We start from the raw sequence: 14,409 nt of genomic DNA, 5'->3' as shown, positions 1-14,409 counted from the left end.
GTCAGTCACCCCAGGTTTTGACTGACTCACCGGATTCGCGAGTCAATCGACTCGGCGCACCGCCCCTGCCACACATTTCCACCCGGTCCCTGCCCGCCTGCTTGGCCACATACACCGCCGAGTCCGCACGCAGCAACAACCCATCAACCCCTTCGTCGACCCGCCAGTTGGCCACACCAAAGCTGGCGGTCACGATGCCCACCGTCTCCATCGGCGCACTGCGCAGCGACTCCCACAGCGCCATCGCAAGGCTGTAGGCCTGGTCGCCATCGGTATTGGGGCACAACACCACGAACTCTTCGCCACCCACGCGGCAGAACACATCGCTGCGACGCAGACGCTGAAGAACACGTTTGCACAGTTCCTGCAGAACCCCGTCGCCCACGCCATGCCCATACTGATCATTGATCCGCTTGAAATGGTCGATATCGAACATGATCAATGACAATGCGCCGCAGGTCCGGTTAAGCCGGATCATCTCCGCCTTGACGCGATCCTGGAAATAGCGCCGGTTATGGATACCCGTCAGCGCGTCGGTAATCGACAGCGTGCGCAGCTCTTCCTCGACCCGCTTCAGATCGGAAATATCCGACACATAGCCATGCCACAACGTACCGCCTCCCGGTAACTCTTCCGGCGTGGCCTCGCCGCGAATCCAGCGCAGGCCCCGGTGCGGCAGTTGCACCCGATACTCTTCGCGCCAATGGCTCAACTGCAATGCCGACAGACGAATCGAGTTGCGCACCCGCTCCACGTCCAACGGATGGATACGCTCGAGAACGCTGCTCGCATCCTGCTGCAACACGCCCGGTTCGATTTCATAGATATCGCGCATGCCGTCACTGGCATAGATGAAGCGCCAGCGGTCCTGAGGCTCCACGGTGAACTGGAAGATTCCACCGGGCACATGGGCGCTGAGTTTTTTCAGCAAACGGTCGCGTGCCGCCAGGGCCTCGTAGGCACGTTTTTGCTCAGTGACATCGCGGTAGATCGCCAGGTGCCCGATCCACAGACCGTGCTCATCGAGCAACACCGTCGGCAGCATATTGGCCGTCAAGTGGCTGCCGTCCTCGCGCCTCAAGGTCCACTCACGGGCTTCATGCTGGCTGTCCGGGCTTTCCACCAGCATCGCCTGGCAGGGTGCGATACGCTTGCCCAACGCCGCGCTCAAGTGCACGGCCCGGGCTTCCAGTTCCGAAGGCAGGTGCAGGCTGTCCAGGCTCAGTTGCCCCAACACCTGTTCGGCCTTGAACCCCAGCATTTGCTCGGCACCAGCATTGAAGGTGTTGATCACGCCACGCAAGTCGGTGGCGATGATCGCGACCTGGGTCGCCGCATTCAGCACACTGCGCAATTGGCCATGGGCGCCGCGCAATTCTTGCTCGCGCAGGCGCAACTGCACGGTGCGCTGCTCCACCAGTTTCAAGGCGCGCTGGCGTTGGCTGACCAGTACGTAAAGCAAGGCACTGAGCAAGAGACTGAGCAGCACGCCCATGGTCAGGATCATGCTCATCGAAGAGTGGTTGGCCTGGTCGAATACCTTACTGGCACGCAGGCTCAGGATGTAGACATGGTCGCCCAGGGTGATCCGGCGCGCAGCGGCCAGGCCGCTGTCGCCCACCGAATTACTGGAGGCATACAGCACACGCTCCTGATCGTCGGAGGTGTCGACGATCTGCATCACCAGGTTGTCGCGTGTCGACTTGGGCAGCCCCTCGGCCACCAGCTGACGCATGCTGATCACCGCCATCACAAACCCGTAGGGCTCGGCGTCCGGGGTTTTGCTCACCGGCGACACCAACAACACGCCGGCTGCGTAGGCGGGCTCCACCCCGACCAGTTGCATCGGCTGGGACACTGCCGGTTTGCGACTTTTTTGCGCACGCTCAAGGACCGATCGGCGCAGGGGCTGGGCCAGCAGGTCAAACCCCAGGGGTGAGCCCAGCAGGCTCTGGGTCTGGCTGTACAGCACCGGGACGTACTCATCGCGCTCGGGTGCCGCGGCCAAATTGCCCGCCGCATTGAGTTCACGGATCACAAAAGGGCTGCCGCGCTGTCGGGAGATCTCTTGCTCAAACGGAGCGCGTTGCTCGCGAAATATCCGGGGCGCCCACGCATAGGCGCGGGTATGCAACAGCAAGGGCTGGGCGAAGCCGTCGAACTCTTCGCGAGAGACATCAGCGGAGTTGATGAAGAAACGCCGCAGGCTGCCCAGGCGTTGCTCCTGGTCCTCGAAACGTTCCTGAATGCGTGTAGAACGTTCATTGACCAGCAACTGGAAACGCTGGCGCACCTGTTGCTGATAAAGGTCGGCAGCCGCCCACGCGACAACCGCCGTCAGCGCGCAGCCTGCCAGTAATACCACCAATGCCACCAGCCAAGCCGACGCCTGCTCACTGATAAAGCCTAGGATTTTCGGGCGGGCAGCGGGTAAAGGCATAGGCAACACTCACAACGCCAGCGTGCGGGGGTGTCACTTTGGCTAGGGATTAAGTTATAGCCATCGGTCCGGAATTTGACCAGCGTAAAAAAGCCGCAAACCTGGAAAATTCAGGTTTGCGGCTTTCAGGTGCACTGCGCTGCGGCAATCAGCGCGCGGTGATTTTCCAGGCCCGGTGGATCTTCGCGTTACGTGCGAAATCCGGGTCGATGGTCTTGTCGCTGATTTCCTCGACCGCATAGCGTTCGCTGAGGTTGTCCTCCAACTGGAACTTGCGGAAGTTGTTGGAGAAGTACAGCACGCCGCCCGGTGCCAGGCGGGCCATGGCCAGGTCAAGCAGCTGCACGTGGTCACGCTGCACGTCGAAGATGCCTTCCATGCGCTTGGAGTTGGAAAAGGTCGGCGGGTCGATGAAGATCAGGTCGAACTCATCGCGGCTGGCTTCCAGCCAGGCCATCACATCACCCTGCTCCAGGCGGTTCTTGTCGGAGAAACCGTTGAGGGAGAAGTTGCGACGCGCCCAGTCCAGGTAGGTCTTGGACAGGTCGACGCTGGTGGTACTGCGCGCGCCGCCCTTGGCCGCGTGCACACTGGCGGTGGCGGTGTAGCAATACAGGTTGAGGAAGCGCTTGCCGGCGGCCTCTTTCTGGATGCGCAGGCGCATCGGACGGTGGTCGAGGAACAGACCGGTGTCCAGGTAATCCGTGAGGTTGACCAGCAACTTCACGCCGCCTTCGCTGACTTCGGTGAACTTGCCCTGGGCGCTCTGACGCTCGTACTGCTTGGTGCCGCTCTGACGCTCGCGACGCTTGACCACGACGCGGCTCTTGTCGATGTTCAGCGCCTGGGGAATGGCCGCCAGCGCATCGAACATGCGCGCGGAGGCTTTTTCCGGGTCGATGGATTTCGGCGCGGCGTATTCCTGCACGTGCACCCAGTCGTGGTACAGGTCGATGGCCATGGAGTATTCCGGCATATCGGCGTCGTACACGCGGTAGCAATCCACGCCTTCGCGCTTTGCCCACTTGCCCAGCAGCTTGAGGTTTTTCTGCAGGCGGTTGGCGAACATCTGCCCGCCTTCACTCAAGCGTGCCTGCTCGACCACAGGAGCCGGGGCCGGCTTGATCGGGTTACCGTTCTTATTGTACTGGCGCTCTTGCGGCTCGGCCGGGGCTTGATCGTAGGCGGCTTGCTCACGTTCGGCCTGACGCTGCTCGGGCGTGCGGCGCTCGCCCGTGACGAATTGATCCGGGTTGACCTTGATCAGCAGCAATTTGCACGGCAAGGCACCGTTCCAGAACGAATACTGCTTGTGGCTGCGGATCCCCATGCGCTTGCCCAGGTCCGGCGCGCCGGTAAACACCGCCGCTTCCCAACCCATGCAGGCCTGGCGCAGGCGCTCGCCAAGGTTCTGGTAGAGGTACAACAGGCTGGCTTCATCACCCAGACGCTCACCGTAGGGTGGGTTGCAGATCACCAGGCCTTTCTGGTTCTGGTCCGGGCGCGGCTCGAAGGTGCCGACTTCGCCCTGGTACACCTTGATCCAATGGCTGAGGCCTGCGCGTTCGATGTTATTGCGTGCCGGCTGGATAAGACGCGGATCAGCCTCGTAGCCCCGAATCCACAGCGGGGTTTTGTTCATGCCGACGGCGGCACGTTCAGCGGCCTCGGCATGCAGTTTCTTCCACAACGCCGGGACGTGACCCAGCCAGGTGGTGAAGCCCCACAGTTCACGATTGAGGTTGGGCGCCATGTCGGCAGCGATCATCGCGCCTTCCACCAGGAAGGTGCCCACACCGCACATCGGGTCGGTCAGCGCGCCGCCCTCGGCGGCAATGCGCGGCCAGCCGGCACGGATCAGGATCGCGGCCGCCAGGTTTTCCTTCAACGGTGCGGCGCCCTGCTGCAGGCGGTAACCGCGCTGGTGCAGGCTGTGGCCGGACAGGTCGAGGGACAGGATCGCCTCGCCACGGTCCAGGCGCAGGTGAATACGCAGGTCCGGGTTGATCTTGTCGATGGACGGGCGTTCGCCGGCCGGAGTGCGCAGTTTGTCGACGATCGCATCCTTGACCTTCAGCGCCCCGAAGTGGGTGTTGTCGATACCGGAACCATGGCCACTGAATTCCACCGCCAGGGTGCCATCCGGGACCATGTGGTCAGCCCAATCGATATCCAGCACGCCGTGGTAGAGGTCTTCGGCGTCCTTCATCGGGAAGCGCTTGAGTACCAGCAGCACACGATTGGCCAGGCGCGACCAGAGACACAGGCGGTAGGCGGTTTCCATATCGGCCATGCCGCGCACGGCCGAGGTGTGCTCGCGGGCGTCCTCAAGGCCAAGCCCGACGGCTTCCTCGATCAGCAGGCCTTCAAGGCCCTTGGGGCAGGTGAGGAAGAGTTCAAAACGGTCCGACATGGGCATTCCAGGCTTTTCAGCAATCAGTGAACGGGCGACGCATCGCCGGCTCGGTTTTCAATCAAGCACTTTTCTCGAAGAGTGCTCGCGTGGCACGAATGTGCCGTTCCACCCCGGCTGCCGGGCTTTTGGGCCTTGAATTGACGGGGCAGATAAACAATTGGCTGTAACAGAAAGTAATATTCCGACCCTTCGTCGAATAATAACCGACTGCAACGGGCGGACATTCTCACTAAAGGATTAAACCTATCCGCTTCACAAGGCACATCATAGCTGGCTTTGCCCGATAAATGGGGCGAAAAGCCATCCCAGCTTATGGCTATAGCATCGTTATCGTTACGTGCTTATGACAAAACGATCATTGAATCCATGTGACCTATTGGTTAGAACTCAACACAGGTTGGCGCCGTAACGACGCCGACACATTGGCTCGCCACGCCGGCAGCGAGCCCACCAACGGCAGAAAAACTCTGCCCGGCCTCGGATGAGGCTGAAGGATATCAAGACAGTCAACAAGTGAGGGAAACACCCTATGAGAAGACTTAAGCGTGATCCGTTGGAAAGAGCATTTTTACGCGGATATCAATATGGCGTTCATGGAAAATCCCGTGAGCTTTGCCCTTTTACTCTACCGTCGGTACGCCAAGCCTGGATCAACGGCTGGCGAGAAGGACGCGGCGACAACTGGGACGGTATGACTGGCACTGCGGGCATCCACAGACTCAACGAACTTCACGCCGTCGGCTAATCAGGGCACTTAACTCCGACACGACACTTTTGAAGCTGTAATGAATTAACCACGCACGCCCCATTCGGGCGGCGGGCTTCGGCCCAGGGGCTCCTTATGGAGCCCTTTTTATTGCTGCTCTTGTAGTGAGCGGGCTTGCCCGCGCTGCGGTGTGTCAGGTAAGTTTGGGCCGCCTGACACACCGCCGCGCAGGGCAAGCCCTAATGCCAGTCAGTTAAGCAATAGAACGGACGATGAATAACTTGTGGGAGGGGGCTTGCTCCCGATGAGGGTGTGCCAGCCAGCAGTTTATCGACTGACCCACCGCTATCGGGAGCAAGCCCCCTCCCACAGTGACAGCGTTAAGCCTTAACTGACTGGCATTAGGGCGAGCCCGCTCACGACAAAGAGCGCGGTGAGCTCAGCGCGACGCAAGCCCGCTCGCCGCGATCGCATCCACCGCCTCGCGAATCAGTGCCGGCCCTTTGTAGATGAAACCGGAGTACAACTGCACCAGACTGGCGCCGGCCGCGATCTTCTCGGCAGCATGCTTGCCTTCGGTGATACCGCCCACGGCAATGATCGGCAAACGCCCGGCCAGCTCAGCCGCCAGCACCTTGACGATATGCGTGCTCTTGTCCCGTACCGGCGCACCCGACAGGCCACCCGCCTCATCCCCATGCGCCAGACCTTCAACACCGACGCGGCTGAGGGTCGTGTTGGTCGCGATCACCGCGTCCATGCCCGAATCCATCAGGGCCTGAGCCACCAGCACGGTTTCTTCATCACTCATGTCCGGGGCAATCTTGATTGCCAAAGGCACGCGCTTGCCATGACGCACCGCCAGGTCTTCCTGGCGCTGGCGCAAGGCTTCGAGCAATTGCTTGAGGGAGTCACCGAACTGCAGGCTGCGCAGGCCCGGGGTATTCGGCGAACTGACGTTGACGGTGACATAGCTGGCATGGGCGTAGACCTTGTCCAGGCAGATCAGGTAGTCATCCACCGCACGCTCCACGGGCGTGTCGAAGTTCTTGCCGATATTGATCCCCAGGACGCCCTTGTACTTCGCCGCCTGCACCCGCGACAGCAGGTGATCGACCCCCAGGTTATTGAAGCCCATGCGGTTGATGATCGCCTCGGCTTCCGGCAGGCGGAAGATGCGTGGCTTGGGGTTACCCGGCTGCGGGCGCGGGGTCACGGTGCCGATTTCGACAAAGCCGAAACCCAACTGCGCGAAACCGTCGATGGCCGCGCCGTTCTTGTCCAGGCCCGCAGCCAAGCCGACCGGGTTAGGGAACTCGAGCCCCATCACCGACACCGGCACTTTCGCCGCAGCCTTGCATACCAGGCCATTGAGACCCAGGCGGCCACCGGCACCGATCAAGTCCAGGGACAGATCATGGGAGGTTTCCGGGGAAAGTTTGAACAACAGCTGGCGGGCCAGGGTATACATGGGCGGGCTAGACTCGGATGGCGGCGAAAGGTGGCGGCGATTATAGCCGGGGTCATAGGCCGCATGCGAGGCGTGCGGCCCAATCGTCAGTAGCGATTGGCGACCAACGCCTCATAGCGCGCCCAGATCTTCTGCGCGTATTGCAGGCGCAATGCATCGCGCTTGGGCCCTGCCCCCGCGCCCACGTTGTAGGAGCCGACGGCCGTCCAGTTGTAGCCGAAGCGTTGGATAAACTCGGCGAGTATCGAGGCGCCGACCTCGACAGACAGGCAAGGCTCATTCAGCAGCCGCTCTTCGGTGATGCCCAGCTTGCGCAAGCGCGGCAAATGAATGCTGTTGATCTGCATCAAGCCGATATCACGCGTGCCATTACGGTTGGCGTAGTTCATCGCCCCGGCACGATAACCCGACTCGACGGCAGCAATGGCCTGCAGCAACTCCGGTTCGAGGTCATAGCGACCGGCAACCTCCTCCCAGCAATAAGCCAACGCCGTCTGGCTGCCCATCAACAGGCTCAACAACACGGCTTGGCCCCACCGCTTATACATGGCTCAACTGCCCACAGCCCGGACACACGTGAGTCAACCGCCCACGCTCAGACCCTTCAACCTGCACCGGACAGGTAAAACGATAGCCTCGGCCGTAGATCGTCTTGATAAACGCCTTGTCGCCGCGCAAATGCTTGCGCAAGGCATAGATGCAGCGCGTCAGTGACTCCTCAGCCACTTCCCCCCGGGGCCACACCCGCTCCAGCAAACGGTCCTTGGTCACCAGCGTGCCGGCCGAGGCCAGCAGCAATCGCAGCACCTGCCCCTCCTTGGGAGGCAACTGAATATCCGCCTCCCCGCCAGTCAACCGGCCATCAGGGTGCAGGGTCCAGTGAGCAAAGACGAGGGTCTGCGTCGCGTGCTCAATCATCACGGGCATGCGTACCTCTGCATCCGACTACTGACATTCCAATCCTTATTTCCTGTACCGGCTCGCCGCCAACCTCACGACTATAAAAACCTGTCTTACAGCCCGCGTTAGGAAAAAACCCATTCGAACGGCGCTTTTTGGCCACTACCGGTAAGACAATTCGCTGCCGAGCGAATAAACCACGCAGGTTCACGGAGGCTGCTCGCGCCCGGGTCGGACAAACGCACGCTGCACGCGCTCATACTGCGCCGCAGTCAGGGGCGGCGGCCCGGACGCCGGCGTGGGCTCTTCTTGAGCCATGCCCACTCGCCAGACCGAAATCTCATTCGGCCGCTTGGGGACATCCAGTTCGGCAACCAGCTTTTCGATCAGCCGCACCTGGGCAGGCGTGCCCTTGATCAACAGGCTGTTGGTATCCGGGTAGGCGGTCAGGGCAAGGCTCCCGTCGGCCAGTAATCTTTTCTGTTCGCTGGACAACAGCGACAGAATCATTGATGCCATCCCCGGCGAACGCACCGGGTTGGCGCCGGCCCCGTATTGGCGATCCTCCACATGCGTGTTGAACACCTGCACCACTGCCAATGAGAACTTACCCAGGCGCACATCTCGGCGTGGCCGGTCCATCAATTGGGCCAGCCGCAAGACTTGCTCGACATAGTTCGGCGGCCCCGACACATAAAACGTGCGCGCCCCGTTCTCACGCAGGGGATAGCGCGACTCATCCAACCCCGTACGCCGCATTGCCCGACGCATCGCGTCGACAGCAATATGGCGCAGCCCTACCGCCAGGCTTCTCGCCTCTGCGGCAGCGTAGACGTACAGCCCTTGCCCATCGCTATGCCAGATCAAGTCTTCCTGCCGGGCCAGCGCCTCCAGGGCCTGTTGCGGCGCGCTGAAATCGAACGTCCCGCTCACCCGTCTGCCAGCCGCTTCCCGGCTGGTCACGACAGGCATGCCCAGTGCCACCGACAGCTCGCCCAACAGCGCGTGGAGGCTTTCATCCCTGGCCTGATAAGCCTCGGCCCAGGCCGCGAAACTGCCCAGCAACAGCACCGCGCACAACAGCCCGTTGCGCAACCGGAGGCGGAGCCTCGTTGCAGGGGAATCAGCATGCACCTTGGGTTTTCCTCGGCAGTGCGACGTTAAGAGGTGGCCATACTGAAAGGCAGGCAGCGCTCAATCTTGATGAAAAACTGACGGCAGCCCGTGGCATGTGCCTTGCTATGCACTCTGTATCTGAGCGCGCACCAACGACGGAGCGGGCTTACGGACAAAGGCGTCGTTACCCTGCAATGGCCTGCGCGGCCATCTGTAGGAACGGCGCTTTTTTGTGAGAGAAAAAGGTAGGTGTTGATGAAGAGTTCAGATCCGCTGGCCTGGGTCAACGGCAGCGACGCTCCGGAAAAAAGCAGCCTCGACCTGGGCTTCATGGCCTTGACCGATTGCGCCTCCCTGGTGGTCGCGGCCACTCAGGGGTTTGCCCAGCCGTATGGGCTCACACTCAACCTCAAGCGCCAGGCATCCTGGGCCACTCTGCGCGACAAACTGGTCAGCGGCGAGCTGGACGCCGCCCATAGCCTGTACGGGCTGATCTATGCGGTACACCTGGGCATCGGCGGCGTAACGCCTACCGAGATGGCCGTGCTGATGGGGCTCAACCAGAACGGTCAGAGCATCAACCTGTCCCACGGTTTGCAGCAGCAAGGCGTGGTCACTCCTGAGGCATTGGAACGCCACGTGCACCAAAGCCGAACAAAATTGACCTTCGCCCAGACCTTTCCCACAGGCACCCACGCCATGTGGCTGTATTACTGGCTGGCGAGCCAGGGCATTCATCCCCTTAAGGATGTCGACAGCGTGGTCGTACCGCCGCCGCAGATGGTCGCGCACCTGCAAGCCGGGCGAATCGATGGTTTTTGTGTCGGCGAACCCTGGTGCGCCAGCGCGGTACAACAGCGCCAGGGCTTTACGCTGGCTACGACCCAGGCGATCTGGCCGGACCACCCGGAAAAAGTGCTCGGCTGCACCCAGGCCTTCGTCGACCAGTACCCCAACACGGCGCGTGTGCTGGTGATGGCCATCCTGGAAGCCAGCCGCTTCATCGAAAACAGCCAGGAAAACCGGCGCTCCACCGCACAGCTGCTCAGCGCCCGCGACTACCTCGACGCACCGCTCGATTGCATAGAGCCGCGCCTGCTCGGTGTGTATGACGATGGCCTGGGCAACCGTTGGCAAGATCCCCACGGGTTGCGCTTTTTCGCCGAGGGCGAGGTGAACCTGCCGTACCTGTCCGACGGCATGTGGTTCATGACCCAATTCCGCCGCTGGGGCCTGCTGCGGGACGACCCCGACTACCTCGGCACGGCGCGTCAGGTGCAGCAACTGAAGCTGTATCGCCAAGCCGCCCAAGCGGTGGGCGTGCACGCGAACAACGAAGACATGCGCAGCAGCCAGTTGATCGACGGCAAGGTCTGGGACGGCTCCGATCCCGCCGCTTACGCTCGCAGCTTCCGCCTGCACGCCATGGCCGAACCTGCGAACCGCCAGGCTCTGCGCTGACAGGAGGTGCCCGATGTTGCGAATCCTGTTGATCAACGACACCCCGAGCAAGGTCGGCCGGCTCAAGGCCGCACTGACCGAGGCCGGTTTCGAGGTAATCGATGAGTCCGGCCTGACCATCGACCTGCCCGCTCGCGTCGAAACGGTGCGCCCGGATGTGATCCTGATCGATACCGAGTCGCCCGGCCGCGATGTGATGGAGCAAGTGGTGTTGTTAAGCCGCGATCAGCCACGGCCGATCGTGATGTTCACCGACGAGCATGATCCGAGTGTGATGCGCCAGGCGATCAAGTCCGGCGTCAGCGCCTATATCGTCGAAGGTATCCAGGCCCAGCGCCTGCAACCGATCCTCGACGTGGCCATGGCGCGCTTTGAGAGCGACCAGGCCCTGCGCGCCCAGCTCCAGGCGCGTGACCAGCAGTTGGCCGAGCGCAAGCGCATCGAACTGGCCAAGGGCATGCTGATGAAAATGAAGCACTGTAATGAAGAAGAGGCCTACACCCTGATGCGCCGCCAAGCCATGAGCCGCCAGCAAAAACTGATTCAGGTGGCGGAACAGATCATCGCCATGAGCGAGTTGCTTGGCTGAACTGGCGCAGCTCTTGCTAAGCATTCATCACCGGTAACCAACGGCGGTTGCCCCTCCACGACAAAGACGTCGCCCACCCGGTTTGCCCTCGCAAACCCGGTGGCGGCGTTTTTTCGTTTTGGCCCCAGCGCATGGGGCGGATGGGGCGGCCACGGTCGGCAGCTCCATCACTCGGCCTTCTTACAGACTCCCAACCGTTGAGGTGCGTGATGAAATCAAGCTTCTGGAAATCCGGGCACACCCCGACCCTGTTCGCCGCGTTCCTGTATTTCGACCTGAGTTTCATGGTGTGGTACCTGCTCGGCCCGCTGGCGGTGCAAATCGCCGCCGACCTGCACCTGACCACCCAACAACGCGGCCTGGTGGTGGCCACGCCGATCCTGGCGGGCGCGGTGCTGCGCTTTGTCATGGGCATGCTGGCCGACAGGCTGTCGCCCAAGACTGCCGGGCTGATTGGCCAGGTGATTGTGATCAGTGCCTTGTTCGGTGCCTGGAAACTGGGGATCCACAGCTACGAACAAGCCTTGTTGCTGGGCGTATTCCTGGGCATGGCCGGTGCGTCGTTTGCAGTGGCGCTGCCCTTGGCGTCCCAATGGTACCCTGCGGAACACCAGGGCAAGGCCATGGGCATCGCCGGCGCAGGTAACTCCGGCACGGTGTTCGCCGCCTTGCTGGCACCGGTCCTCGCGGCGGCGTTCGGCTGGAGCAACGTGTTCGGCTTTGCGCTGATTCCGTTGGTGCTGACCCTGATCGTCTTCGCCTGGCTCGCCCGCAACGCCCCTGAACGCCCGAACCCCAAAGCCATGGCCGACTACTTCAAGGCGCTGGGTGATCGTGACAGTTGGTGGTTCATGTTCTTTTACAGCGTGACCTTCGGCGGCTTTATCGGCCTGGCCAGCGCCCTGCCCGGCTACTTCAACGACCAGTACGGCCTGAGCCCGGTGACCGCCGGCTACTACACCGCCGCCTGTGTCTTCGGCGGCAGCCTGATGCGTCCGCTGGGCGGTGCCCTGGCTGACCGTTTCGGCGGGATTCGCACCCTGCTCGGCATGTACAGCGTGGCCGCGATCTGCATCGCTGCGGTGGGCTTCAACCTGCCCAGTTCCTACGCTGCATTGGCGCTTTTCGTGTGCACCATGCTCGGCCTCGGTGCCGGTAACGGTGCGGTGTTCCAATTGGTGCCCCAGCGCTTTCGCCGTGAGATCGGCGTGATGACCGGCCTGATCGGCATGGCCGGCGGCATCGGTGGTTTCGCCCTGGCGGCGGGCATGGGTGCGATCAAGCAAAGCACCGGCAGTTATCAGATGGCGCTGTGGTTGTTCGCCAGCCTTGGCGTATTGGCCTGGTTCGGCCTGTACGGCGTCAAACGGCGCTGGAGAACCACCTGGGGCTCGGCTGCCGTGACCGCCGCGCGCGTCTGATGAGCCTGCAACTGAGCGTCGCCCAGGCCAGCGCCATCGGCCCGCGGGCGGAAAACCAGGACGCGCTGCGGGTGGTCACGCCCGTGGCGGAGTTGGCCGCGAGCAAAGGCTTTTTATGCGCCATAGCCGATGGCGTCAGCCAATGTGCCGACGGCGGCCTGGCCGCACGCTCGACCTTGCAGGCTCTGGCCCTGGACTATTACGCCACGCCGCAAACCTGGGGCGTGGCCCAGGCGCTCGAACGGTTACTGCTCGCCCAGAATCGCTGGCTGCAAGCCAACGGCGGCGGCCAGCCGTTGCTGACCACCCTCAGCGCCCTGGTGTTTCGTGGGCAACGTTTCACCCTGGCCCATGTGGGAGACTGCCGGGTGTATCGCTGGCTCGACGACCAATTGTTGCGCATCAGCGAAGATCACGTGTGGGAACAGCCGGGCATGCAGCATGTGCTCAAGCGTGCCCTCGGCCTGGATCAACACCTGGTGCTGGATTTTCTCGACGGCGAACTGCGTGCAGGCGAATGCTTCCTGCTGCTCAGCGATGGCGTCTGGGCCACCCTGGGCGACCACAGCATCCGTGCCATCCTGCGTGAGCAAAGCGATCTCGATACGGCGGTCAACACCCTGGTCAACGCCGCGCACCTGGCCGGCAGCCTGGACAATGCCAGCGCCCTGCTGGTGCGTGTCGACCAACTCGGCGGCGCCACCCTCGGCGATGCGTTGGTGCAGTTGCAGCAATGGCCGTTGCCGCCGCTGCTGAAAGCCGGGCAACGGTTTGAAGGCTGGCAGGTTGAAGGGGTGCTGGCACAAAGTCGACAGTCCTTGCTGTACCGGGTGCACGACGCCCAGCAGCAGCCGTGGTTACTGAAAACCCTGCCGCTGGACTGCGACGATGACAGCGACGCGGGCCAGGCTCTGCTGTCGGAAGAATGGTTTTTGCGCCGAGTGGCCGGACGCGCCTTTCCTGAAGTTCACGCGGCCGGCGACCGTCAGCATTTGTACTATGTAATGCGTGAATATCCGGGGCAGACCCTGGCCGAGCTGTTCCGGCGCCAGGGCCCTCTGCCCCTGGCCCAATGGCAATCCATTGCCGAGCGTTTGCTGCGCGCGGTGGGCCTGTTGCATCGGCGGCAGATTCTGCACCGCGACATCAAACCGGAAAACCTGTTGCTGGGCGACGATGGTGAGCTGCGTGTGCTGGATTTCGGCCTGGCCTACTGCCCGGGGCTCTCGGAAGACCGCGCCCACCTGCTGCCCGGCACGCCAAGCTTTATCGCGCCCGAGGCGTTTAACGGCGAACGCCCTACCGCCCAGCAGGATTTGTATAGCGTTGGCGTCAGCCTGTATTACCTGCTGACGGGGCACTACCCCTACGGCGAGATCGAAGCCTTCCAACGCCCCCGATTCACCCAGGCCATCAGCGCCAGCCGCTATCGCCCTGACCTGCCGGACTGGCTGCCGCTCAGCCTGGAGCGAGCCGTGGCGGCCTCACCCACACAACGTTATGAAACCGCCGAAGAATGGTTGCTGGTGCTGGAACAGGCCGAGCGCCGTGAGTTGAGCGTGCGGCCACGCCCGCTGCTGGAGCGTGAACCGCTGAAAGTCTGGCAAACCCTGGCGATGCTCTCGTTGCTGATCAATCTGGTGCTGGGCTACTGGCTGCTGCACCACTAGAGGGCGATTCGTCCTCGCCGATCGACAGTAAACCCAATAAAACCGGGGTAGGCCAACTTGGCACAGCCACTGCATTAACTGATTCAAGAACACACATATAGCCCGCCCTTCAACGTTGAAGGGCGAGCTTCCCGAGAGAACGGGACCGGACAAAGGCGTCCTCGCTAGATCACTGGCGGGGGCGCCTTTTTTGTTTGCGCACGATTTGTCGAGCCATTG

General features: G+C 62.1%; 11 protein-coding genes. 5 read left to right on the top strand and 6 right to left on the bottom strand.

Translation table 11 applies throughout. The features are described 5' to 3' along the window. Nucleotide 1: 1 nt before the first annotated feature. Both JBE38_RS00715 and rlmKL read right to left on the bottom strand, forming a co-directional pair. Nucleotides 2–2,440, bottom strand: a complete 2,439-nt coding sequence (locus JBE38_RS00715; protein ID WP_205343346.1) for a sensor domain-containing diguanylate cyclase — start codon at nucleotides 2,438–2,440, stop codon at nucleotides 2–4. A gap of 148 nt (nucleotides 2,441–2,588) precedes the next feature. Next, on the bottom strand, nucleotides 2,589–4,853 hold the full coding sequence (gene rlmKL / locus JBE38_RS00710; RefSeq protein ID WP_205343345.1) for a bifunctional 23S rRNA (guanine(2069)-N(7))-methyltransferase RlmK/23S rRNA (guanine(2445)-N(2))-methyltransferase RlmL: 2,265 nt from the start codon (nucleotides 4,851–4,853) through the stop codon (nucleotides 2,589–2,591). 532 nt (nucleotides 4,854–5,385) lie between these two features. Here rlmKL and rmf point away from each other — a divergent pair. After that, on the top strand, nucleotides 5,386–5,601 hold the full coding sequence (gene rmf, locus JBE38_RS00705) for a ribosome modulation factor (RefSeq protein WP_002553055.1): 216 nt from the start codon (nucleotides 5,386–5,388) through the stop codon (nucleotides 5,599–5,601). A gap of 400 nt (nucleotides 5,602–6,001) precedes the next feature. Here rmf and JBE38_RS00700 read toward each other — a convergent pair whose 3' ends face one another. The 4 genes from JBE38_RS00700 to JBE38_RS00685 all read right to left on the bottom strand — a co-directional run bounded on the left by JBE38_RS00700 (nucleotide 6,002) and on the right by JBE38_RS00685 (nucleotide 9,028). Beyond that, entirely contained in the window at nucleotides 6,002–7,033 is a 1,032-nt protein-coding gene (locus JBE38_RS00700) for a quinone-dependent dihydroorotate dehydrogenase (RefSeq protein ID WP_060756211.1), read from the bottom strand. An 86-nt stretch (nucleotides 7,034–7,119) separates the two neighbouring features. Next, nucleotides 7,120–7,581: a transglycosylase SLT domain-containing protein gene (locus JBE38_RS00695; protein ID WP_162843523.1), complete on the bottom strand. Its 462-nt coding sequence runs from the start codon at nucleotides 7,579–7,581 to the stop codon at nucleotides 7,120–7,122. After that, complete coding sequence (locus JBE38_RS00690; RefSeq protein ID WP_090369303.1) at nucleotides 7,574–7,960, bottom strand: winged helix-turn-helix domain-containing protein; 387 nt, start codon at nucleotides 7,958–7,960, stop codon at nucleotides 7,574–7,576. Before JBE38_RS00690 ends, JBE38_RS00695 begins: the two co-directional genes overlap by 8 nt. A 180-nt stretch (nucleotides 7,961–8,140) precedes the next feature. Further along, a complete protein-coding gene (locus JBE38_RS00685) occupies nucleotides 8,141–9,028 on the bottom strand; it encodes a secretin N-terminal domain-containing protein (RefSeq protein WP_240202380.1) in 888 nt (295 codons plus the stop codon). Nucleotides 9,029–9,304: 276 nt separating this feature from the next. Between JBE38_RS00685 and JBE38_RS00680 the strand changes: the two genes are divergently transcribed. The 4 genes from JBE38_RS00680 (at nucleotide 9,305) to JBE38_RS00665 (ending at nucleotide 14,190) form a co-directional block, all read left to right on the top strand. Next, nucleotides 9,305–10,510 (top strand): CmpA/NrtA family ABC transporter substrate-binding protein, encoded by a 1,206-nt coding sequence (locus tag JBE38_RS00680; RefSeq protein WP_205343343.1) that lies wholly within the window; start codon nucleotides 9,305–9,307, stop codon nucleotides 10,508–10,510. A gap of 13 nt (nucleotides 10,511–10,523) precedes the next feature. After that, nucleotides 10,524–11,099 carry an ANTAR domain-containing response regulator gene (locus tag JBE38_RS00675; RefSeq protein WP_060756216.1) on the top strand — a complete coding sequence of 192 codons (576 nt, stop codon included), beginning with the start codon at nucleotides 10,524–10,526 and terminating at the stop codon, nucleotides 11,097–11,099. 209 nt (nucleotides 11,100–11,308) lie between these two features. Further along, entirely contained in the window at nucleotides 11,309–12,520 is a 1,212-nt protein-coding gene (locus JBE38_RS00670; RefSeq protein WP_205343342.1) for a nitrate/nitrite transporter, read from the top strand. Beyond that, nucleotides 12,520–14,190 carry a bifunctional protein-serine/threonine kinase/phosphatase gene (locus JBE38_RS00665; protein WP_205343341.1) on the top strand — a complete coding sequence of 557 codons (1,671 nt, stop codon included), beginning with the start codon at nucleotides 12,520–12,522 and terminating at the stop codon, nucleotides 14,188–14,190. Before JBE38_RS00670 ends, JBE38_RS00665 begins: the two co-directional genes overlap by 1 nt. Nucleotides 14,191–14,409 lie beyond the last annotated feature (219 nt).

The sequence above is a fragment of the Pseudomonas sp. ICBG1301 genome (genome assembly GCF_016918385.1).
Classification (GTDB): Bacteria; Pseudomonadota; Gammaproteobacteria; order Pseudomonadales; family Pseudomonadaceae; genus Aquipseudomonas; species Aquipseudomonas palleroniana.
The sequence above is the reverse complement of the archived record's forward strand: the minus strand, read 5'-3'. Positions and strand labels throughout refer to the sequence as shown.

What these genes read in the sequence shown, in the direction of transcription:
- rlmKL (WP_205343345.1), bottom strand. Translation starts at nt 4,853, where the DNA reads ATGTCGGACCGTTTTGAACTCTTCCTCACCTGCCCCAAGGGCCTTGAA.
- JBE38_RS00675 (WP_060756216.1), top strand. Translation starts at nt 10,524, where the DNA reads ATGTTGCGAATCCTGTTGATCAACGACACCCCGAGCAAGGTCGGCCGG.
- JBE38_RS00670 (WP_205343342.1), top strand. Translation starts at nt 11,309, where the DNA reads ATGAAATCAAGCTTCTGGAAATCCGGGCACACCCCGACCCTGTTCGCC.
- JBE38_RS00665 (WP_205343341.1), top strand. Translation starts at nt 12,520, where the DNA reads ATGAGCCTGCAACTGAGCGTCGCCCAGGCCAGCGCCATCGGCCCGCGG.
- JBE38_RS00715 (WP_205343346.1), bottom strand. Translation starts at nt 2,440, where the DNA reads ATGCCTTTACCCGCTGCCCGCCCGAAAATCCTAGGCTTTATCAGTGAG.
- JBE38_RS00680 (WP_205343343.1), top strand. Translation starts at nt 9,305, where the DNA reads ATGAAGAGTTCAGATCCGCTGGCCTGGGTCAACGGCAGCGACGCTCCG.
- JBE38_RS00695 (WP_162843523.1), bottom strand. Translation starts at nt 7,581, where the DNA reads ATGTATAAGCGGTGGGGCCAAGCCGTGTTGTTGAGCCTGTTGATGGGC.
- JBE38_RS00700 (WP_060756211.1), bottom strand. Translation starts at nt 7,033, where the DNA reads ATGTATACCCTGGCCCGCCAGCTGTTGTTCAAACTTTCCCCGGAAACC.
- JBE38_RS00690 (WP_090369303.1), bottom strand. Translation starts at nt 7,960, where the DNA reads ATGCCCGTGATGATTGAGCACGCGACGCAGACCCTCGTCTTTGCTCAC.
- rmf (WP_002553055.1), top strand. Translation starts at nt 5,386, where the DNA reads ATGAGAAGACTTAAGCGTGATCCGTTGGAAAGAGCATTTTTACGCGGA.